At 43.7% G+C, this 21,804-nt stretch carries 16 protein-coding genes; 4 read left to right on the forward strand and 12 right to left on the reverse strand.

Annotated features, from left to right (window positions below; translation table 11 throughout):
* Positions 1–151: 151 nt before the first annotated feature.
* Complete coding sequence (rmuC, locus tag ACKI5J_RS04535) at positions 152–1,510, forward strand: DNA recombination protein RmuC (protein WP_407426956.1); 1,359 nt, start codon at positions 152–154, stop codon at positions 1,508–1,510.
* Between the two features lie 18 nt (positions 1,511–1,528).
* Here the strand turns inward: rmuC and thiL are convergent, their stop codons facing one another.
* Positions 1,529–2,566, reverse strand: a complete 1,038-nt coding sequence (thiL, locus tag ACKI5J_RS04540; protein ID WP_407426958.1) for a thiamine-phosphate kinase — start codon at positions 2,564–2,566, stop codon at positions 1,529–1,531.
* 10 nt (positions 2,567–2,576) lie between these two features.
* Entirely contained in the window at positions 2,577–3,569 is a 993-nt protein-coding gene (gene nadA, locus ACKI5J_RS04545; protein WP_407426960.1) for a quinolinate synthase NadA, read from the reverse strand.
* 720 nt (positions 3,570–4,289) lie between these two features.
* On the opposite strand from nadA, the gene nadB reads away from it, so the two are divergent.
* Positions 4,290–5,876 (forward strand): L-aspartate oxidase, encoded by a 1,587-nt coding sequence (gene nadB / locus ACKI5J_RS04550; RefSeq protein WP_407426962.1) that lies wholly within the window; start codon positions 4,290–4,292, stop codon positions 5,874–5,876.
* A gap of 8 nt (positions 5,877–5,884) precedes the next feature.
* The gene (locus tag ACKI5J_RS04555) at positions 5,885–6,406 is read left to right on the forward strand and encodes a gamma carbonic anhydrase family protein (protein WP_407426964.1); all 522 of its coding nucleotides are present in this window, start codon (positions 5,885–5,887) and stop codon (positions 6,404–6,406) included.
* On the opposite strand, the gene ACKI5J_RS04560 is transcribed toward ACKI5J_RS04555, so the two are convergent.
* The 10 genes from ACKI5J_RS04560 to ACKI5J_RS04605 all read right to left on the reverse strand — a co-directional run bounded on the left by ACKI5J_RS04560 (position 6,387) and on the right by ACKI5J_RS04605 (position 19,892).
* Positions 6,387–8,018 (reverse strand): Ig-like domain-containing protein, encoded by a 1,632-nt coding sequence (locus ACKI5J_RS04560; protein ID WP_407426966.1) that lies wholly within the window; start codon positions 8,016–8,018, stop codon positions 6,387–6,389. The genes ACKI5J_RS04555 and ACKI5J_RS04560 overlap by 20 nt on opposite strands.
* Positions 8,019–8,154: 136 nt before the next feature.
* Positions 8,155–10,014: a tRNA uridine-5-carboxymethylaminomethyl(34) synthesis enzyme MnmG gene (mnmG, locus tag ACKI5J_RS04565; RefSeq protein WP_407426968.1), complete on the reverse strand. Its 1,860-nt coding sequence runs from the start codon at positions 10,012–10,014 to the stop codon at positions 8,155–8,157.
* Between the two features lie 65 nt (positions 10,015–10,079).
* Positions 10,080–11,939: an ABC-F family ATP-binding cassette domain-containing protein gene (locus ACKI5J_RS04570; RefSeq protein WP_407426970.1), complete on the reverse strand. Its 1,860-nt coding sequence runs from the start codon at positions 11,937–11,939 to the stop codon at positions 10,080–10,082.
* On the reverse strand, positions 11,936–12,589 hold the full coding sequence (locus tag ACKI5J_RS04575) for an NAD(P)H-binding protein (RefSeq protein ID WP_407426972.1): 654 nt from the start codon (positions 12,587–12,589) through the stop codon (positions 11,936–11,938). Before ACKI5J_RS04575 ends, ACKI5J_RS04570 begins: the two co-directional genes overlap by 4 nt.
* Before the next feature lie 76 nt (positions 12,590–12,665).
* A complete protein-coding gene (gene ybeY, locus ACKI5J_RS04580; protein ID WP_407426974.1) occupies positions 12,666–13,097 on the reverse strand; it encodes an rRNA maturation RNase YbeY in 432 nt (143 codons plus the stop codon).
* On the reverse strand, positions 13,097–13,531 hold the full coding sequence (locus ACKI5J_RS04585; RefSeq protein ID WP_407426976.1) for an ATP-binding protein: 435 nt from the start codon (positions 13,529–13,531) through the stop codon (positions 13,097–13,099). Before ACKI5J_RS04585 ends, ybeY begins: the two co-directional genes overlap by 1 nt.
* A gap of 2 nt (positions 13,532–13,533) precedes the next feature.
* On the reverse strand, positions 13,534–16,866 hold the full coding sequence (locus ACKI5J_RS04590; protein ID WP_407426978.1) for a DUF4175 family protein: 3,333 nt from the start codon (positions 16,864–16,866) through the stop codon (positions 13,534–13,536).
* Positions 16,867–16,912: 46 nt separating this feature from the next.
* Positions 16,913–18,154 carry a sulfate adenylyltransferase subunit 1 gene (locus ACKI5J_RS04595; RefSeq protein WP_407426980.1) on the reverse strand — a complete coding sequence of 414 codons (1,242 nt, stop codon included), beginning with the start codon at positions 18,152–18,154 and terminating at the stop codon, positions 16,913–16,915.
* Between the two features lie 94 nt (positions 18,155–18,248).
* The gene (gene cysD, locus ACKI5J_RS04600) at positions 18,249–19,157 is read right to left on the reverse strand and encodes a sulfate adenylyltransferase subunit CysD (RefSeq protein WP_407426982.1); all 909 of its coding nucleotides are present in this window, start codon (positions 19,155–19,157) and stop codon (positions 18,249–18,251) included.
* 18 nt (positions 19,158–19,175) lie between these two features.
* Entirely contained in the window at positions 19,176–19,892 is a 717-nt protein-coding gene (locus tag ACKI5J_RS04605) for a phosphoadenylyl-sulfate reductase (protein ID WP_407426984.1), read from the reverse strand.
* A 196-nt stretch (positions 19,893–20,088) separates the two neighbouring features.
* Between ACKI5J_RS04605 and gltX the strand changes: the two genes are divergently transcribed.
* Entirely contained in the window at positions 20,089–21,603 is a 1,515-nt protein-coding gene (gltX, locus tag ACKI5J_RS04610) for a glutamate--tRNA ligase (protein ID WP_407426986.1), read from the forward strand.
* The last annotated feature ends 201 nt before the right edge of the window (positions 21,604–21,804 follow it).

A 21,804-nucleotide genomic window follows, 5' to 3' on the forward strand; every position in this document is an offset into this window, starting at 1 on the left:
CTAATTTATTCTAAGCTAACAACAAAAAGTATTCCCTCTCTTCATTATCACTTCTTTTTTACATAGCACGGTAATATATAGATATAGCCTGCTTGATGACATGACATAAATTCAGATATTTTATTATTTTCGTGATAATTTTATTAGCATTATGGATAATTTAACGCTTCTTATACTATTTTTATTATCATTATTTTTTAATGTTTACCTTTTATACAGGCAACGTTCTAACGTTTCTTCGGTAACAGATTTAAAACTTAAGGCAGATCAGTTAACCACTGAACTGGCCCGATACGAAGAAAGATACCTTTATGCGAAGCAGGAGAAGGAAACGTTGACCCATATACTCCGACAGGAACAGGAACGAATCTTCGATGAATTGCAGGCAGAGCGACAGCGGGTAACCGATTTGTCCCACCTCTATGAAAGCAGTAAAGCGTACCTGCAGGCACAGCAAGAAAAGATAGCCGAGCAAAAAGAAGAGATGGCATTACTTCAAACCAAGTTCAATAAGGATTTTGAACTGATTGCTAATAAGATACTGGAGGAAAAGTCGCTTAAATTCACCGAAGTAAACCGCTTCAATATTGATGCATTGCTCAGTCCCCTTAAAGAAAACATCAAGCTATTCGAACAAAAGGTCGATCGTGTTTACAAATCCGAATCAGATGAAAGAAATGTTCTGAAGGGTGAGATATCCAAGTTAATGGAACTTAACAAACAAATCAGTGAGGAAGCCAGCAACCTGACCAGAGCTCTCAAAGCGGATACTAAAAAGCAAGGAAACTGGGGTGAGGTCATTCTCGATAGAATTCTGGAAGCTTCAGGCCTTATCCTGGGCGAGAGTTATGTCAAGCAAACCAGCTTTACTGACGAAGACGGAAACAGACTTCAACCAGACGTAGTGGTCACTCTCCCGGATAATAAACACATGATTATCGATTCGAAGGTTTCACTTATTGCTTATGACCGGCTGGTAAATTGTGAAACGGACATAGAGCGGGCTGGTTTTCTCAACGATCACATCACATCTATAAAAGCACATATTAAAAATCTATGCAGCAAAAACTACTGTGATCTATACGGAATCAATTCTCCAGACTTCGTTTTGCTCTTCGTACCGATCGAATCTTCTTTCGCTGTTGCCGTTAAACACGACCTGGAATTGTTCGAATATGCATGGAGCAGGCGGGTGGTAATTGTAACACCATCCACATTATTGGCTACGCTCAAGACCATCTCTTCTGTGTGGAAGCAAGAACAGCAGACCAGAAATGCCATCGATATAGCCACCAAAGCGGGTGCACTCTATGATAAGTTTGTTGGCTTCACCAATGACCTCAGAAAAATCGGAGATAAGCTGGACGATGCGAAAAGCGCTTACGCAGATGCATTCGGGAAGTTATCTTCGGGAAGTGGAAATCTCGTGGGGCGCGTAGAAACGTTAAAAAAGCTGGGAGCAAAAGCCTCAAAGAGGCTTGACCCTAAGTTTATGGTGGAAGAAGAATAGACTCTCTTCCAGCATAAATTATTTGAATGCATTCCAACCCTGTGCCTTTAAAGCATGGACGTTACCCGAACGTGATATCAAGTTCATTCCGGCTTCCGGCTCCGTTATATGTCCGATAACCGTTACATCCGGATTACCCTTTATTTTATCGTAGTCATCCTGCTTTATCGTAAAAAGCAGCTCGTAATCTTCTCCGCCGCTAAGCGCACAAACCGCAGGATCCAGATTAAATGACCTGGCTGTATCGTAAGTCATGGGATCCAAAGGAATTTTCTCCTCGTATAAATTACAACCTTTGTTTGATTTGGTGCATATATGGATCAATTCTGAAGATAACCCGTCCGACACATCAATCATGGCGGTTGGCTTAATACCCAACTCTTTCAATAAGAAAATGATGTCTTGTCTCGCTTCAGGTTTAAGCTGTCTTTCAATGATATAATCCTTCCCTTCCAGGTCTGGTTGGATTTGCGGATTTTCAAGGAATATCTGCTTTTCACGTTCGAGTAATTGCAAACCAACATAAGCAGCTCCCAGGTCTCCGGAAACGCATATGAGGTCGCCCTCTTGCGCGGTATGCCGGTAAGTGATATCCTCTTCATCAGCATAGCCAATGCTGGTTACACTGATGACAAGTCCCTGCTTGGACGCAGAAGTATCGCCCCCTACAATGTCAACATTATACTGTTTGCAGGCCAGAAGCATGCCCTCGTAAAGTTCCTCAACGGCCTCAATAGGAAATTTACTCGATAATCCTAATGACACTGTTACCTGACTTGCAGTACCGTTCATCGCATATATATCACTCAGATTGACTTGTATAGCCTTAAAACCCAAATGCTTAAGAGGCGTATAAGCAAGGTCAAAGTGGATCCCCTCCAATAGAAGATCGGTTGATATAAGCGTTTTCTTTCCAGAGAAATCCAGAACAGCTGCATCATCGCCAACCCCCTTGGTCGTCGTAGGTTGCGTTAGCTCTATATTTTTAGTGAGATGGTCTATAAGGCCAAATTCGCCGAGATTATCAATATCACTTCTTTCTTTATTTTCAAACATACTTGTCTAATTAAAGTCCCAAACGTGCCGATATATCGAGCATTCTTTCAATGGGAAGTCTTGCCCTCTCTATAATATTCGCAGGAATAGTTACCTCAGGCATTTCGTTTTTCAGGCAAAGATAAAGCTTTTCGAGGGTATTGCGTTTCATATGCGGACAGTCATTGCAAGCGCAGCTATTATCAGGAGGTGCAGGGATAAAAGTTTTGTGTGGATTCTCCTTTTGCATCTGGTGCAGTATACCGCTTTCCGTCGCGACGATAAACTCCGTAGCAGGACTATTCATGGTATATTTTAACAGTCCCGTCGTTGATCCGGCGTAATCTGCCATTTGTAGTATGACATCTTCACATTCAGGATGCGCAATAAACTTGGCATTTGGATGTCTTTCTTTTAATTTGGTGATCCGCTGCATGGAAAAGATTTCATGGACCATACAGGCGCCATTCCAAAGTACCATATCTCTCCCGGTCTTTTTAGAAACGTATTTTCCAAGATTCTTATCCGGACCGAAAATTATTTTTTGATCCTTGGGGAGACTATCGACAATCTGAACCGCATTTGAAGACGTACAAACGATATCGCTTAAAGCTTTGAGCTCAGCCGAGCAATTCACATAGGTAATAACGATATGATCCGGGTACTTTTCTTTAAATTTAGAAAATAGCACTGGCGGGCAGCTGTCCGATAGCGAACAACCGGCTTTAAGATCCGGAAGCAACACCTTCTTCTCAGGTGACAAGATCTTTGCTGTTTCAGCCATAAAATGAACCCCGGCGAATACTATCATCGATGCGTCCGTCCTGGCCGCTTGTTGAGAAAGCCCCAGGCTGTCGCCGATATAGTCTGCTATATCCTGAATATCCGGCTCCTGATAGTAATGAGCCAGAATAACCGCATTTTTTTCCTTCTTTAATACTTCGATCTCATGATATAAATCTAGAGTCGGATCAACAGGTTCATCTATGAACCCCTTCATATTCAATTCTTCAAGAACATCCATCTCAAAAATAGCATTACATATAAGTTTCTAATAAGGAGCAGATTAACTCCATTTTTCATCTACCATATTGTGCCAGCATCCCCGGCAAAAAATAAGAATCGCATTGTAATAACGTCTTTCCATCCCATACCAATATGTTGCTTAAAATAGCTTTTAACCCATAAAAATCTGATACTAAGATACTTATAAAAAATCTTAATATTCCAGCTCTTTCTACAACAGCATATCATTTGATGATGAGCGCATAACTTACAAGAGACTCTCCTTTTCCCAAGAGTTCTTCTATTTGGTTCTTCAAAAGTAGCTATTTCCAACATCTCAATAATTACAATTAATTACTTAAGTAAAGAATCTTATAGGTTATTAGTGTGTTGGTAATGTTTGTAAAGTCAATGAAATTTCGTTGTAAGTTCGGCTTATTAAGCTTTTATTAACATTTTATTAACACTATTATAGATCTAATTGCTTAAAATGTAGAACTCTAGAGAAAACAAATTTTTGGAAGAAAATTTTTCCTGTTCATTTCTTGGTGTGTGGAAAACGTTGATAACTCTGCTCATTCGGGCTGATAACTTTATCAAAAAACAAAAATTTTCCCCGCGTTCTGCGGTAATCGATTAGTTATTAAAAATTATTAGCCTTGTTAGGTTCAAAATTAACATCTTTACGTAGGTTATCCACATAACCGATAGAGGATTTTAATTTTTAGAATAGTTATCCATGAGAGATGTTGATTTCTTAGTTGTTGGTTCTGGGATCGCCGGATTAAGTTTTGCACTAAAGGCGGCAAAACATGGTAGAGTACTGATAGTTACGAAAGCAAATGAAGATGAATCAAACACGAAGTATGCCCAGGGTGGTGTGGCTGTAGTTGTGGATAAACAAGATTCTTTCGACAAACACGTCGAAGATACCTTGATTGCCGGTGACGGGCTTTGTAATAAGAAAATTGTTGATATAGTAGTTAATGAGGGGCCTGAGCGTATTCAGGAGATCATAGACTATGGTACGCGTTTCGACAAAAATACGCAAGGTATCTATGACCTGGCTAAGGAAGGTGGTCATTCGGAACACCGAGTGCTTCATTATAAGGATGTTACCGGGTTCGAGATTGAAAGGGCGTTGTTGGAGCAGGTCCATACTAATCCGAACATCGAAATTCTCACCCATTTTATAGCTGTCGAGCTGATCACGCAACATCATTGTGGAAAACTCGTGGATAAGCGTTCTGATGACATTGAATGTTATGGTATCTATGCGCTGGACAGTACGACTGGTCGGGTCGTGAAGTTCCTCTCCAGGGTTACTGTCATGGCTTCGGGCGGGGCAGGTCATATCTATTCAAATACAACTAACCCGACCATAGCTACAGGCGATGGAATCGCTATGGTCTACCGTGCTAAGGGAAAGGTAAGAAACATGGAGTTCATACAATTCCATCCAACTGCACTTTATAATCCCGGGGAATATCCTTCTTTTCTGATATCCGAGGCTGTTCGTGGGTTTGGAGGAGTGCTGCGCACCAAAGATGGCAAGGAGTTTATGCACCTATATGATCCGCGGCTTTCTCTTGCGTCGAGAGATATCGTCGCACGTGCTATAGATTCCGAGATGAAGAAGTCGGGGGATGAGTTTGTTTACCTGGATATAACACATCGCTCTAAAGAAGATATCCTGCGCCATTTTCCGAATATATATGCTAAATGCCTCAGTATAGGTATCGACATGTGTCGTGACTATATCCCGGTAACGCCTGCATGTCACTATATGTGTGGAGGAATCATGGTGGATGAGTACGGAAGATCTTCCATACATCGGCTTTACGCCTGTGGGGAGTGTTCCTCAACCGGGCTGCATGGAGCGAATCGCTTGGCTTCCAATTCCTTACTTGAGGCTACCGTTTTTGCGCACCGAATATACGTAGATGCTTTGAAGCAATACCAATCGAATATTATCCCTGAGCAGATCCCGGAATGGGATGAAACCAATACCGTGTTGTCTAACGAAGATATTTTGGTTACTCATAACTTGAGAGAAACTCAAAAAATTATGAGTGATTACGTCGGCATCGTTCGCTCAGACTTTCGTCTGGAAAGAGCACTCAGACGACTGGGACTGTTGCATTCTGAAACGGAGGAGTTTTACAAGATGACCAAACTCTCCGTTAAGCTATGTGAACTTCGCAATGTTATTCAATGTGCTTATCTTGTTATCAAATCTGCGTTAAAAAGAAAGGAAAGTCGTGGTTTGCACTACACTACGGATTATCCTGTTCATCAGGAAACTCCGGAAGACACTATTTTATAAAGAATCATATGCCATTAATATTACCAGTTAAAGGAGTAGAGCCAACTTTTGGGGCTGATTGTTTTTTAGCTCCAAATAGCACTATTGTAGGCGACGTGACAATGGGGGATAACTGCTCGGTTTGGTTCAACGCGGTTGTCCGCGGAGACGTAAATGCTATCCGAATAGGCAATAATGTCAATATCCAGGATGGTGCTGTCATTCATTGCACTTATTTACGAGCAGCAACAAGTATTGCCGACAATGTTTCAATAGGGCATAACGCACTTGTTCATGGTTGTTCCCTTGAGAATAATGTGCTTATTGGAATGGGCGCTATTGTAATGGATAACGTTGTGGTTGAGCCTTTTACCATTATTGCCGCTGGCTCAGTAGTACTCGAAAATACGCGTTGCGAGTCGGGCTATATCTATGCGGGCACGCCTGCAAAGCGGGTTAAGGCAATTTCCGATGCCCAGCGTGAATTATTAATCCAGCTGCCTAAAAATTATATCATGTACTCAGACTGGTTTATGTCTCCGGAGGAATAGTTAGCTTTTCCTCCAGCTCCCAGTTCGCTCTTAACGTGATTTCAACGTTAGCATTCCAAACCTTCTCCGGTTGCTTTTTAAGGTATACATCTCCCGTGTCCCATTTCGCATTTCTGTTAGAATCATAGACTACCCTGAAGCGGTACTTTCCAACCGAATACATATTGTATTGGATCACGCTATTTTTATTGATTATAGTTTCCTTTAATAGTTCGTCCTTCTCATTAAGAAGTTGAACAATGTATTGCTGCGAGGTGTCAGGGACACTAACACTCAGGGCCAGATTTCCGTAGTTGAGTTCTTCATCCCGGGAGAAAACTTTTTCAAACGGTTTATTTGCCCCCCCAAAGCGTCCCGAAAAGGCATTTTCATCAAGCTTGAGGATATAACTTCGCTCTATCCTCCAGGGGTATTTGAATATATATTTTCTGGTCGAAAGGGTATCTCTGAAAATTCGAAGGCCGCTTACTGATACCGAATCCTGAAGGAAAGTTATCTTGGAAGGGTCAATTTTATCGCCGACAGGTGCGGAGAAAGTCAATACCAAATCCGATCCCGGCTTAATTCTTGAACTGGGGGTATTATCCGTAATCTTGAGCTCGCGGTTGTACTCGTCCCGTTTATTTCTTCTGATCACTGAAGTATCGATGTCTTTGCCTTCATTCATAATCGCGACCTGTATCGAATCGAAGTCCATTTTTTCAGTCCACATAGATAAGGTATCGTTGGTCCGACTAAATTCTACGATTTTTGACTGATCGAGTTGTTGCGGTTGCAATATACGGATTCCCGGCCGGCTCAGTTTCTGATTGAACATGTATACGATCTTTCCATCTTTCTCGATCTTTCTGTCCACTATCCTGAAATTTCCGGCCTCTTGTTTGAATAGTTCCAACTTAATTCCAGCTGTGTCTTTACTGAACACCAGGGGTTCACTAAGGAAGGCGATTTCCTCGTTCGGCGAATTGTAGACTCTGTCTCCACCTTCTTCTTTCAATGCATATACCCGATACGTATTAGCCCTCAGGTATTTCAGGCTGAAGTTTCCTGAAGAGTCGGTAGTGGTAAAGATGTTAGCTCGTCTTTTGCCGAATATCGAATCCTGGCTCAGGGGAATGATGAATACAGTAGCATCAAGTACGGGTTGTTTCGTTAGCGTGTTCGTGACTGTTCCACTAATGGTCAATGAATCAATCTTATCTCCAGTAGAAAAAACATACATATAGTTTTTTAAGACGTTGCCCTCGTTGTAATCAACCAGGCCTCTTCCAAAGTTTATCGTGTACGTAGTGTTAGGTGCGAGGGTATCCTGAAGCTGAATATTCAGCACTTTTTTCCTCACCTTAAAAAACGGATTTTTATCCATTGATGGAGATATGCTGAATTCTTTAGATTCATTGCTTATTTTGAAATACTCATCGAGCTGGATGTTAATCTCATCTGAGCGAAACCCGGTCGTAAAATTAGCCGGGGTCTCTTTCAATACCTTTGGTGCAATGCTATCCCTGGGGCCACCAGTTGGAGTTTGTATACTTGCGCATCCCGGAAAGAAGAGTATCATCATACTGGACACGAAAATGGCAAAAAAAACAGAGAGCTGTGTATTACGCATTTATAAGCTGTTTAACGATATTTATCTCAATATGGAGTGTTATCTCGCTTGGTGTTTTTTAACGCCGCAGATCGCATTAAAATGCGTCGCAGTTTAAATATGTTAACTTGTTGTAAATCAATTATTTAGGGCTATATTACTTTAAATGCACCATAATTACGGAAATATCTGAAGGAGATACGCCCGATATTCTCGAGGCCTGACCTAGAGTCCTTGGACGGATCTTTCTTAACTTTTCCCTGGCCTCTTTCGACAAAGATCCCATGGAGGAGTAATCAAAATCCGGGTTGATTTCCTGATCTTCCATCCGCTTCATCTTTCCCACGATCTCCAGTTCCTTTTCGAAATAGCTCTCATACTTAACTTTGATTTCAGCCTGCTCTACAGTCTCCTTATCAAATCCGGATAAGAGGTCTTCCAAGCCTCCGCTCGCTCGTCTCAAATCAGAGAGTGCTACCTGGGGACGCGTCAAGAGTTGAAACAGTTTGAAATTTTGTGGTATTGGTGCCGTGCCCAGTTCCTCCAGCAGTCCATTTACCTGTGAGGGTTCAATGGAAGTGGCTTTCAGATATTTCACAATGTTATCAGAATGGCTGATTTTATCCTCCACCTTCTTTAATCGTTCATCATTAATGAGTCCCAGTTTGTGGCCTATAGGACTCAACCTGATATCGGCATTATCCTGACGTAAAAGCAATCGGTGCTCTGCGCGCGAAGTAAACATACGGTATGGCTCCTCAGTTCCTTTCGTGACCAGGTCGTCAATAAGTACTCCGATATAGGATTCAGATCTTTTCATGATCAGCTCATGAAGATCGTTAATTTTTTGGTGAGCGTTAATGCCGGCAATAAATCCCTGACTCGCCGCTTCTTCATATCCTGTAGTTCCATTAATCTGGCCCGCAAAAAAGAGGTTATTAATTAATTTGGTTTCCAATGTCAGGCTCAGTTGGGTAGGAGGGAAGAAGTCGTATTCTATGGCATATCCCGGTCTAAACATTTTCACGTTCTCGAAGCCTGGTATTTTAGTCAGCGCTTTATATTGGATATCTTCCGGAAGCGAAGTTGAAAATCCGTTCACGTAAATTTCTACGGTGTTCATGCCCTCAGGTTCTACGAAGATCTGATGGCGGTCCCGCTCAGCAAAACGGTTGATCTTATCTTCAATAGACGGGCAATAACGCGGTCCAAGTCCCTTGATTCTTCCGGTAAACATGGGCGACTTTTCAAAGCCTTCCTTAAGCGTTTCGTGTACGGAGGAGTTGGTGTAGGTTATCCAGCAGCAACGTTGCTCCGTTGGGATATCGACGTCCGTGTACGAAAAGCGGCCAGCATTTTGGTCTCCCCACTGTTCTTCCATCAAGGAATAGTTCAGGCTCCGGCCATCAACGCGAGGGGGGGTTCCAGTTTTCATTCTTCCCGACTCAAAGCCTAGCTCCACTAATTGTTCAGTTAGTCCGGTAGCCGACTTTTCAGCAGTCCTCCCGCCACCGAATCGTTTCTCTCCTATGTGAATGATGCCATTTAGAAATGTTCCGTTAGTCAATACCACGGCGTCACTGCGAATGTCTATGCCAAGTGAAGTTTTCACCCCTGTGACTCTGTCGCCCGTAACGAGTATTTCTTTAACAGTATCCTGCCAGAAGTCTACGTTTGGAGTTCGCTCCAGCATGAGTCTCCATTCCTCCGCAAAACGCATGCGGTCATTCTGCGTCCTTGGACTCCACATAGCGGGTCCCTTTGACAGGTTTAGCATCCGGAACTGGATAGTAGACTTATCCGAGACGATTCCCGAGTATCCACCCATGGCATCTATCTCCCGAACAATCTGTCCTTTCGCTACACCACCCATCGCAGGATTGCAACTCATCTGTGCAATGGTTCCCATATTCATGGTTATCAAAAGTACCGATGATCCTAAATTAGCGGCTGCTGCAGCAGCCTCACAGCCTGCATGTCCTGCCCCTACAACAATTATATCGTATTTTCTAAACATTTTGTGTCTGTTCCACGTGGAACGTTTATATCGCTTTATATGGTTCCACGTGGAACCATATGTGATTACACCTCTTTAATTTCCATTAACTCCAGCCATCTCGAACTCATTTCGTCCAGTCTATCTTTGAGATGCTGTATCTCCAAAGCCAACTTGGAAAGCTCTTCATGGTCTGTTAAACCCTGATTTAGTTTGTTGCTCAGTTCTTCGATCTTCTTCTCTGTTTCGGGAATGGTACTATCAATTTCTTCCAGTTCCCGTTCTTCTTTATATGAAAGCTTATTCTTTTTATTGCTGTCAGTCGTGTTCTTTGTGGTGGTCTTTACTTCTTCCCTGACTTTCGACTCATTATCTTTCTCCAGTCTGTAATCGGTATAATTGCCAGAATAGACTCTTACTTTTTTATTCCCTTCCAGAATGAACAACTGTTCTGTCAGCCTGTCCATCAGATAACGGTCATGCGATACCAGTAAGAGTACACCAGAATAACGTTCAAGGAACTCTTCAAGTATATTAAGGGTATCAATATCCAGATCGTTTGTTGGCTCATCCAATATCAACACATTTGGATTCTTCATCAGTACGCGCATTAGCTGCAATCGCTTTTTTTCTCCACCGCTAAGCTTGCTCACCATGTTGTGTTGCTTAGCAGGAGGGAAGAGAAAGTGCGTCAGTAATTGGGAGGCAGTAAGCGTCTTGCCATCGGCCATCAAAATATATTCCGCCACATTCTTGACCACATCAATTACTCGTTCGTCGTTATTCAGTTCTAAACCGGCCTGTTTATAGTAGCCAAAAACGGTCGTCTCGCCAATAGAGATGGTACCAGAGTCAGGCTGGCTTACACCCGTCAGCAAGTTAAGCAAGGTTGACTTGCCTGTTCCATTGCGCCCGGCAATGCCTATCTTATCGCCTTTTTTGAAAGTATAGCTGAAATCTTCAATAAGAACTTTGTCTTTGAAGCCTTTCTTTACATTATGTATTTCAATTATCTTATTGCCTTGACGGGAAACTGATGTGCTAAGTTCCACTTTTTGGCTTTGGGTAGTTTTGGTCTTCGCCTCCAGGTCATAGAAAGCGTCAATACGAGCCTTTGATTTAGTAGCCCTCGCCTGAGGCATCCGTCTCATCCACTCCAGCTCCTTCTTCAAGAGATTACGGTTCTTTTGTAAAGATGAAGCATCTTCCGCCTCGCGCTCCGACTTCTTCTCCAGGTAATAACTGTACTTGCCATTATAGTTGAAAAGCTTCTGCTTGTCCAGTTCAATGATCTGATTACATACATTGTCAAGAAAATACCTGTCGTGTGTTACCATCAATACCGTCTTATTGCCAGTCGTCAGGAAACTCTCCAGCCATTCGATCATTTCAATATCTAAATGGTTGGTAGGCTCGTCCAATATATACACATCCGGATTATCGATCAGCAGCTTTGCCAATGCCAGTCGCTTACGCTGTCCCCCGGAAAGACTTTTTATTTCCTGCTGGTGGTCCTCTATAGACAAGCGTTGTAAAATCGTTTTAATCTGATGTTCATATTCCCAGGCATCAAGTTCGCTCAGCTGGTCGATCAATCGCTCGAGCTCCTTTGGGTCAGGATGCTCATCTTCGATAAGCTTCTCATACTGCCTGATGACTTGCTGCTGCACATTATCCATACTGTATATGTAGTCAGATATGGTATTTTGTCCGGTGAAATCAGGATCCTGTTCCAGGTACCCAATATGCAAGCCTCTTTCTTTTACAACCTTTCCTTCTTTCGGTGCTATCTTTTCCGCAAGGATTTTCAAAAGCGTTGATTTTCCGGAACCGTTGATGCCAACCAACGATACCCTCTGTCCTTTTGCGATCCCAAACGTCAAATCCTTAAATAACCAGGTATCATTAAATACATGGCTTAACTGTTCTCCTGATAAAATGCTCATATTATTTCTTTGATCTTGTCTGAAGTATAAACATGTACTCCATTAAGATTCTTATGTGTATTAATTACCATAGCTTTCGCTACCGTACTAGCTTTAATACTTCTGTATTTCTTTAGTGGTCCAACAAGCAGCACATTCAGTCCGCGCATCAGCATTATGCCAGCCTTTTCAGCGGGTCTTGACTCCGCTCTGGAACCATCCAGTAGGGACGGCTGGTATATGCATAAGCAACTGAATTTCAACAGCTTCAATGCATCTTCTAGTTCACCCTTTAATTTGTTGTAGGGTATAACCGACTGACTATCAGCGCCTAATGCAGAAACAAGATGATATTGGCTTACGCCCTGTGTCCGCGCAACCCTCCCAAAATTCAGAGGATATTCAAAGTCAACTCTTCTGTAATCAGCCGGGTCAGGGGTCTTCGCCTTAGTCGTCCCCAGACAGCAATAGATCACATCGCCGTATACGTGCTTCGAATAGGATCCTTCCTTATCAAAGTCAATGATGTATTGACTAAGCTTTTTATGTTGTATCGAAAGGGGCTTGCGCACCAGGGCGACAACCTCTTTGAAGCCATTGTCTGACAACAGCAAACGAATCAGGCTTGACCCTATCAGGCCACTAGCTCCTATAACAATAGCTTTTTTCAAAGTCGACGTTTAATTTGCAAAAATAAGCAAATAAAACAGGCTTTTCTATAACAGAAAGGTCAGTAAATGAAAGGACTTAGAACGTTCGGGCCCTCAGGTATTGGTTCTCTTTCGCAGTCATATTAGCTTTATGCTCTTTGCCTTTATCCTGGTATCCTAACAGGTGAAGAATACCGTGTATAATGACGCGATGGAGCTCATCCCGTTCAGACGTGTTGAAGCTGGAAGCATTATCTTTAATGCGATCGATACTGATGAAAATATCCCCCTCAATCAAGCCTTCTTGTTCACTGTTGTCGAAGGTAATAATATCAGTAAGCGTATCATGATTCAGATACCGGATATTCATATCCAGAAGATAGTCATCACTACAGAAAATAAATGACAGGTCTCCGCAACGCTGGTTTTCGTTGGCAATTGTGGCTTTAATCCACTTACGGATCTCGCCTTTTTGTTTAAGCACAAAGGGAATTCCCTCTGAATGAAAAAGGATACGCTCTTTGGCCATCAGATCTTAAAATGTAATTCTATTTGGTTTCCTGTCATATTAAAGATGCATTGATCCGCCAGATGTTTAACGATGAAGATGCCCCGGCCCGAAAGGTTCTCCAGGTTATCAGGAGCGGTCGGGTCCGGAAGATTATTATAATCAAATCCTTCGCCTTCGTCGGTAATCGTGTATTGAAGTACCTTCTTGCCGATTATTTCCAGGTTAATGTACACTTTCTTAGACTCGTCTTGTTTGTTGCCGTGGATGATTGAATTGATCACAACCTCATTTAAACAAGTCAGCATATTGGCATAAACACTTTCGGGGATGCTATTCTCCTCTTGAATAGTGTCAATAAAGTTTTCGAGAATAGTAATGCTTTCCAACTTTGAGGGCAACTGCAAAGTATAAAGAACGGAATTATCCGAATTATCTACCCAATTAGTTGTCATATTCACTGTTTTGATGTTAAAGATCTAAAATAATCACCAACTTTCAGTTGATAAAAAGAATTGAGGCCAGGAGGAACACTCCTAAGATAATCTATTTCTCTAGCTTTAATCTCTTTCAATTGCTGTAATAGTGGAATAGCGCCCGGTGAAAAGTGCGTACCTTGCCTGCTTTCACGTTTGTCATCCAGTTCGCGCTCCCTATCAGACTTGTCAGCTTGCAACAGTCGGGCCAAAATATCCCTTTGCCTGTTCATTGTCTCCAACTGAATTTTCTTGTTTACGAGCTCCGTCTCGCTTTGTTCCATATCTTTTGCTAATTTCTGCAGATTTCCCAATTCTCTCACCCCTTGTGTCATCAATGCTTTGGTGAAATCCTCCAATGCTCGTTTTATCAAATTTTGTTCTCTGGCCATTCTGGCCATTTTTTCAGACAGCTTATAGCTCCCCATATCTTTACCATTCAGCTGGCCGTTTTGTTTGAGCTGCTCCCTGGCTTTTTGCATATTCTTATTGAGCTCATCCTGTTGCTGTATCAGTTGAGAAAGGCTCTTCTGTTGACCCTGACCCTGCCCCGATGCGTTTTTCATAGCGCGATCAAGCTGTTCCCTGACTTCAGCAATAAGCAAAGCCAGGTTATTCATCGAGGTCATAGACCGTTGTTGAAACCTCGTAACGTCACTTAATCTGCGCTCTGCCATGCCCTCTAAGGAAGAATTAATATAGGCACCGATATTCCCAACTTCCATGTTTACTGTCGACTCTATCTGGGGCAGAATGCGACTTAAAGCATAAAGGCTGTCGCCGATCGTTTTCATATTATCCTTAATCTGCAGTTGCGTCTGGGTATATGCAGCCAAGTGAGGATCAGCAGACTGGCTGGCCTTAATCGCCTGCAGCAGCTTTTCCTGATCAAACGACGACTTTAGCAGGTTGTCCAAGATCTGGTTAAGTGTCGCCATCTTTACCTTATTTTCTGCTGTCTGACTATTATTTTTGGCCTTTTCCAGCTCAGAAGAGAGAGCTGCCATTTCGGTCGCCGCAGCATTCATATCTTTCTGGGCCCTGGTCATATCAGCATTGGAGATAGCCTTCTCACTTTGAACCTGGGCCTTCACTATAGCTTGCTGTTTTTCGGCAGACTGCACAAGAGGACGGCTCCGTTCCAGCTTCCGGCTTTTCTCTTCCAGAGAAGCCAGATCTTTCCTGATAGTCTTAAACTTTTCCGACAGGCCCTGTTGGTGCCGAAGCGTTTCCCTTTGACTCCCGGCGTCACCAGCAATAGTAAGGGCCAGCTGCTTCTGCTCAGCCGCTGTTGTTTCTAGCTCATGAAGCGTGCGCGTGAGCTTCTGTTCAAACTCCAGTTGCTTGTAGAGCTCCAGGATGCGATCAAGCTCTTTCTGAAGCTCCTTACTCCCCGTTTGCATCTTACTGATCTCGTGCTGCGTTCCTGCCTTTTGATTTTCCTGAAGCATTTTTTCAATTTCCCTCAAAAGGCCGCGGGTTTTGTCATCAAGTACCTGGTCCAAAAGCTTCTCCAGTTGCTGTTGCTTTTCCATCATCGCATCTGCGTTGGCATACAAGTCCTTCTGATTCATGCGGCTTTTCTCACTTTCTTCCTTCGTCTCCCTGATCAGTTGCTCCAGATCCTTTCGCTTCTGAAGCAGATCCGCTACCTGCTTTTTCTGCGAAAACGACAGCTCTTTTTCATTGATCAAATCTCTGTTCAACCGTTTAGCTTCCGACTCAATAGCTGCAGCCCCCGTGATCGCCTGCTGTAGCTTCGCTTCTGTGATTCGTTGCGACTGCTCCACCTGTTTCGCGGTTGCGCTGAGAGACGGGCGGGCCACCCGCATCGTCTCTGTTCTTGAACGCTTGTAGCCTCCCGCAGCATCATTATCGCGTACTTCGAAGTAGAATTCAAGATCCTGTCCCGGCTCAAGCTTAAAATCAGTGGCAGTAACACTCTGAAAGAAAGATTGCTGCACCGACAGGCGGTCCAGAGCGATAGGTTTAGATCGAAGCGGCAACGTTTTATCGCCTTCCCTGATCCTGTACATCAACCGCAAATCCTTAAAGCCATGATCGTCGTTAATCTGTCCTATAAAAAACGACATCTGGTTATCAAGCGAGTCTTTTCGCTCCACGATCTGAATGGACGGAACATCATCAGGAACAACGTTTATCCGGAAATTGACAAGCTCCGTATCTTGTCCAACGGTACTTTTCGCCAGAAACTTAAGACTTGTAGATTTTGTTGCCGTTAAGGAATACTGATACGTCTTACCATTTTTCCTCTCCAAACGCTGCTGCTTGCCCTCCTCTCCGGATACGCTGAGGTGTGACGTATGATCAGCAACAATGTTGTAGACGACGCGGGTACCGGCAGGTACTGTCAGATCGCTCAAGCTATTTTTCCTGTCGTTCTTCCTGTTCAGGTATTTTGGGTAGATCAGGTCAACTTCGGCGTCAGTTAAAGAAGGACGCTGCAGCACCTCAATAACAAAAGGCTCTGAAAAGAACTCACCTCCCTTAAAGCGTATGATCTTCGTCTTCTGGAGGTTTTTAAAGGTGTGCTTAAAGCTGACCGTGTTCTCTTTTCCAATCTTAAAAGTATGAGGTCCGTCTTCCACGTAGACCGCATCCGGTACCTCATTTCCTACCAATTTAAGATAAACATCAAAGTCCTCGCCCCGCAAGGCTGTCCGATCTTTATTAAGCACAACGAAGCGGAAAGGAGCCTTCTTCTCATAAGGCTTTTTGTAATGAATAATCCTTTCGGTTCCCTCACTCAGGATATACGGTGCTGTCAGAGCCAATAAAAAAATTACCAGGAGCGGAGGCAGCGCATAGGGAAGATATTTTCGGTTTTCGGCGATGCGTATGGCCGACTTAAAAGGAACTGGTTTAAGATCAGCGATCTTTTGGTTGATAGCCGATTCTATGATGGTATTCGATTCAAGGGATGTCCCGGCCAGCTCCTTCAACTGGAGTGCATTAACCAGCTTATCCTTCACATGGGGGAAGTGTCTGCCAATAATGAAAGATGCCTGGTGATGGTCTATCCGCTTACCCAGCCTGAAATATCCCAAAAGCGGCATCAGAAGAAACCTCAGGAATACGCCAGCCTGCAGCAGTATGAAGCTATAAAAGAAAACAGCCCGCGTAAACGGGCTGAAGTTTCCAAAATATTCTGAAACAGTAATGAATATATAGCCGGTTGAAAGAGCAGCCGCCAGATATAGCGATCCACGCACTATTTTATTCAAATAGTATTTACGTATAAACTCATCGATCTTAGCGATCAGCCCGGCATAATTCCTCTCTGCGGTATCCATATTATTCGCTATATAAATCTAACGAATAATATGGTATTCAAGGTGCCTATTGAAGCATACAGCCTGCAACGGTAGTATGAGCTGTCTCGTCGATAAGAATTGCTCCACCGTTAGCCCTAAGCGTATTATAACTGTCATAAGCAATAGGAGATGCCGTTTTAATGGTGACGTTTACCACGTCGTTTAAGCCTACCTGGTCAAAATCCTCATGGCGTTCAAGGGTGTTTACATCAATTTTATAATTGATTTCTTTAATAACACATCTCACACGCTTGCTCTGAACCTGCAGCAGGTATTTATTACCCTTCACCAGCGGTCTGTTATCCATCCAGCAAAGCGTCGCCTGTATATCCTGAGATACCTTGATAATATCCGATTGCTTGATAATCAGGTCGCCACGGTTAATGTCGATGTCATCCTTAAGCCGGATAACAGCACTTTGCGGGGCAAACGCTTCTTCAACTTCCGCTCCATGGACCTCCACGGCTTCGATAACCGAATCAATACCATCAGGAAGAATCGTCACACGATCGCCCTTTTTATAAGTACCGCTCAGAACCTTTCCTGCATAACCGCGATAATCGTGCAGATCATCTGATTGAGGACGAATTACGTACTGGACAGGGAACCGCGATTCATCGTAGTTTATATCCTGTGCTACATTTACATTCTCCAGCAGGTGAAGCAGGGTTTCGCCCTTAAACCATGGTGTATTAGCCGAAGGGTTGACAATATTGTCCCCATTCAGGGCGCTGATCGGAATGAACTTCACATCCTTGATGTTCAGCGATTCAGCCATTTTTGAATATTCCGTCACTATGGAATCGTACACTTCCTGAGAGAAGTCTACCATATCCATTTTATTGATGGTCACGACCACATGTGGAAGCTGCAGGAGAGAGGCAAGAATGGTATGCCGACGAGTCTGCTCGATCACACCCAGGCGGGCATCCACCAGTATAATGATCAGATCAGAGTTAGAGGCCCCTGTAACCATATTTCGGGTGTACTGGATATGGCCCGGTGCGTCCGCAATAATAAACTTTCTCTTATCCGTATTAAAATACTTGTATGCTACATCGATAGTAATACCCTGTTCTCTCTCAGCACGCAAGCCGTCTGTAAAAAGAGCCAGGTCAATTTCGCCTTCAGACTTATTCTTACTCTGTTTCTGAATCGTTTCAAGCTGGTCAACCTTTATCGAATCCGTATCATATAAAAGTCTCCCGATAAGGGTACTTTTTCCGTCATCAACGCTACCAGCTGTTATAAATCGCAGTAAATCCATTTAGTTTTTGTTCTTTCTTAACCGGTAAGCGCCAGGCATTTACCGTATCGTGATTGTTAAGCTCAGCAAAAAGAGCCATTCGTTTCAGAACGATCTAGAAGTAGCCGTTCTTTTTGCGATCTTCCATCGCCGCCTCAGACACCTGATCATCGATCCGCGTTTCGCCTCGCTCACTAATATTAGTGCGGTGAATCTCGGCGATGATATCATCAATCGTAGATGCCGTTGATTCAACAGCCGCTGTACAGGTCATGTCTCCGACCGTACGATATCTGACGTTCTTCCTGACAATCACGTCGCCTTCATCTACACGGATAAAATCAGACATAGCAACCAGATGCTCATTATGGACAATCACTTCGCGCTCATGCGTAAAGTAGATGGAGGGAAGCTCAATTCCTTCACGCTTGATATAGTTCCAAACGTCAAGCTCAACCCAGTTACTGATCGGAAATACCCGAACGTTCTCTCCAAGTGCAATTTTACCATTGTACAGGTTCCATAACTCAGGGCGCTGTTTTTTAGGGTCCCACTGGCCGAATTCGTCTCTTACCGAAAAGATACGTTCCTTAGCCCGGGCTTTTTCTTCATCCCTGCGTGCGCCGCCTATACAGGCGTCAAAGCCGAACTCTTCGATGGTATCCAGCAGGGTGTATGATTGCAGTGCATTACGGGACGCGAACTTGCCTGAAGGCTCTTTAAGACCTCTTGCTTTGATCGTATCTTCCACTTTTCTCACAATGAGCTTAGCTCCATATTGCTCCGCAATCCTGTCACGGTATTCCAGTGCTTCCGGGAAATTATGACCCGTGTCTATGTGAACCAACGGAAAAGGAATTTTGCCCGGCTTGAAAGCTTTAAGAGCTAATTGTACAAGGGTAATAGAATCTTTACCACCAGAAAATAAAAGCGCAGGGCGTTCAAACTGACCCGCTACCTCGCGCATAATGTGTATAGACTCCGCTTCCAGCAGGTCAAGATAATCCAATGTATGTTGCGGCATAAAAACTATATTTTTATATTATGAATGGGCATGAAGGCCGCATTCTTTATTCGTTCTGTCTTCCCACCACCATCTGCCAGCTCTAAAGTCATCTCCAGGCTGTATAGCCCGGGTACATGGAGCACATCCAATGCTGACAAAACCTTTGTCATGAAGAGTATTATAGGGAATACCGTGCTGATTAATGAAAGCACGGACTTCATCTGTTGTCCAATGAAGCAACGGGTGGTACTTGATGATCTTATTGGTCTCATCCCATTCTATTTCGGGGAGGTCGCCACGGTCGGGTGAATGTTCGGCTCGCAAACCTGTAATCCAGAGCGAATGCCCCGCAAGAGCTCTTCTGAGGGGTTCAACCTTCCTGATAAAGCAGCAAGATTTCCGGTTATCTACCGATTCATAAAAAGAGTTCGGACCTTTCAGGCTTACGAAGGTTTGAATAGCTTCCTGATTAGGGTAGTATGCTTCAATCTTGGTGTTGTACTGCTCATTGGTACGGCTCCATACATAGTAGGTCTCATTAAACATGCGGCCCGTGTCCAGTGTAAATATCTTAACAGGCAGCGACTGGCTCAGGATCATATGAGCGATAGCCTGATCCTCCCAGCTGAAACTGGTAGAAAAAATGATCTTTCCCTCAAACTGTTTAGCTAGCAAAGCCAAGCCTTCCTGCGGCGACAATTTTGATGCAACCGCTGCTAGCTCTTGTACTTTATTTTCCAGAATCTCTGACATTTTCTATTCTATTGCCTCTTCAATTTACTAACAATCGGTAAATCTATAGAAAAGGTAGGCAAAAATAGAAACATTTGCTTATTAAAGTACCATGAAATTTAAAATAAGGCACTTACATGACCGTGGGCTCCGTGCAGGGCTTGTCCTGTTTGTAATGAAGCGAAGGAAGCGTATCTTTACCTTTCATTTATAAGTTATGACGGATAACGTAAGGGTACGTTTTGCTCCCAGCCCAACTGGAGGTTTGCACCTCGGAGGTGTACGTACAGTTTTATTTAACTATCTTTTTGCTAAAAGGTATGGCGGTAAATTCATTCTGAGAATTGAAGATACCGACCAGAGCAGATACGTAGAAGGAGCCGAACAATACATCGCGGATTGTCTGGAATGGTGTGGGTTTCACGCAGATGAAAGTCCGCTGGTAGGCGGTCCTTATGGTCCTTACCGTCAAAGCGAACGCAAGCCCCTGTATCGCGAATATGCGGAAAGATTAGTTCAGGAAGGTTATGCTTATTATGCATTTGATACCTCCGCCGAGCTTGAAGCCAAGCGAAAAGAGATACCCAATTTTCAGTACGGTCACGCACGCCGCCAGGAAATGAAAAACTCCCTATCCCTGTCACAGGAGGAGGTTAAGCAATTGCTCGATAGCGGTGCCCCCTATGTCATTCGTATCAAGATACCCGAGGGAGAGACGATATCTTTCATAGATCTGATCAGGGGCGACGTGAGTTTTGAGGCCGGTCTTTCAGATGACAAAGTGCTGTTAAAGGCCGACGGGATGCCTACCTATCATCTTGCCGTAGTGGTCGATGATTATTTAATGAAGATAACGCACGCCTTTCGGGGCGAAGAGTGGCTGCCTTCAGCCCCTGTTCATTTGCTTTTATGGAAATATCTGGGATGGGAAGACGAAATGCCTAAATGGGCGCATCTTCCATTGATTTTAAAGCCCGACGGAAATGGCAAGTTAAGCAAACGCGATGGAGAGCGGCTTGGCTTCCCCGTCTATGCCATGAGTTGGACAGATCCCGTAACGGGAGAAGTAACTCCCGGATTCCGTGAGATCGGCTTCTTGCCCGAGGCGTTTATCAATATGCTGGCTATGCTGGGCTGGAATGACGGCACCGAGCAGGAACTGTTCAGCCTCGAAGAGTTGATTGAAAAATTTAGCCTTGAACATGTCAGCAAAGCTGGAGCGAAGTTTAACTACGAGAAGGCCAGGTGGTTTAACGCTGAGTGGATCAAAAGGACGCCTGCGGAAAAACTATATCCGGAAGTTTCGAAGCTTTTTGTTCAGCAGGGTATTGAGGCCTCTGAGGATAAGCTCCTTTCCGTTATCGATCTGGTTAAAGACCGCTGCACGTTTACAACTGATTTCGTTCAGCAGGCAGGCTATTTTTTCCGGGCGCCGGCAGAGTACGATCTTAATTCGGTTCAGCCGAAGTGGTCGGAGCAAAAGGAGGATTTCTTTCATGCATTCTCTTCCTTGCTGGCATCCCGGTCAGATCTTTCCTCTGCAGACCTGGAGGCAGCGTTTAAGCAGCTCTCCCAGGAAAAAGGACTAAAGGTGGGAGATGTGATGCTGCCATACCGCATTATGCTCGTTGGAGGCAAGTTCGGACCTGCCGTTTTCGATATTACAAAGGTAATTGGAGAGGAAGAGGCTGTTTCGCGAATAGCTAAGGCTCTTATTGCGTTTAAGGGATAAGTTGTACAGGTTGGTATAATCAGTACATAGCCGTGTTTCAAAAGGGGTGTATCATTAATCATGAAGTGAACCCCAAAAGTTGGACAACAACTTTTGGGGTTTATCATTTATGGCAAAACACACGTTTGAAGAGAAGCTGGAGATAGTTTCTCAAGTAAAGACCGGGAAGCCAATCCTGTGCCTTTCCCGCCAGCGTCACAT

Source organism: Arcticibacter sp. (genome assembly GCF_045629565.1).
In the GTDB taxonomy this organism is placed as follows: Bacteria; Bacteroidota; Bacteroidia; order Sphingobacteriales; family Sphingobacteriaceae; genus Arcticibacter.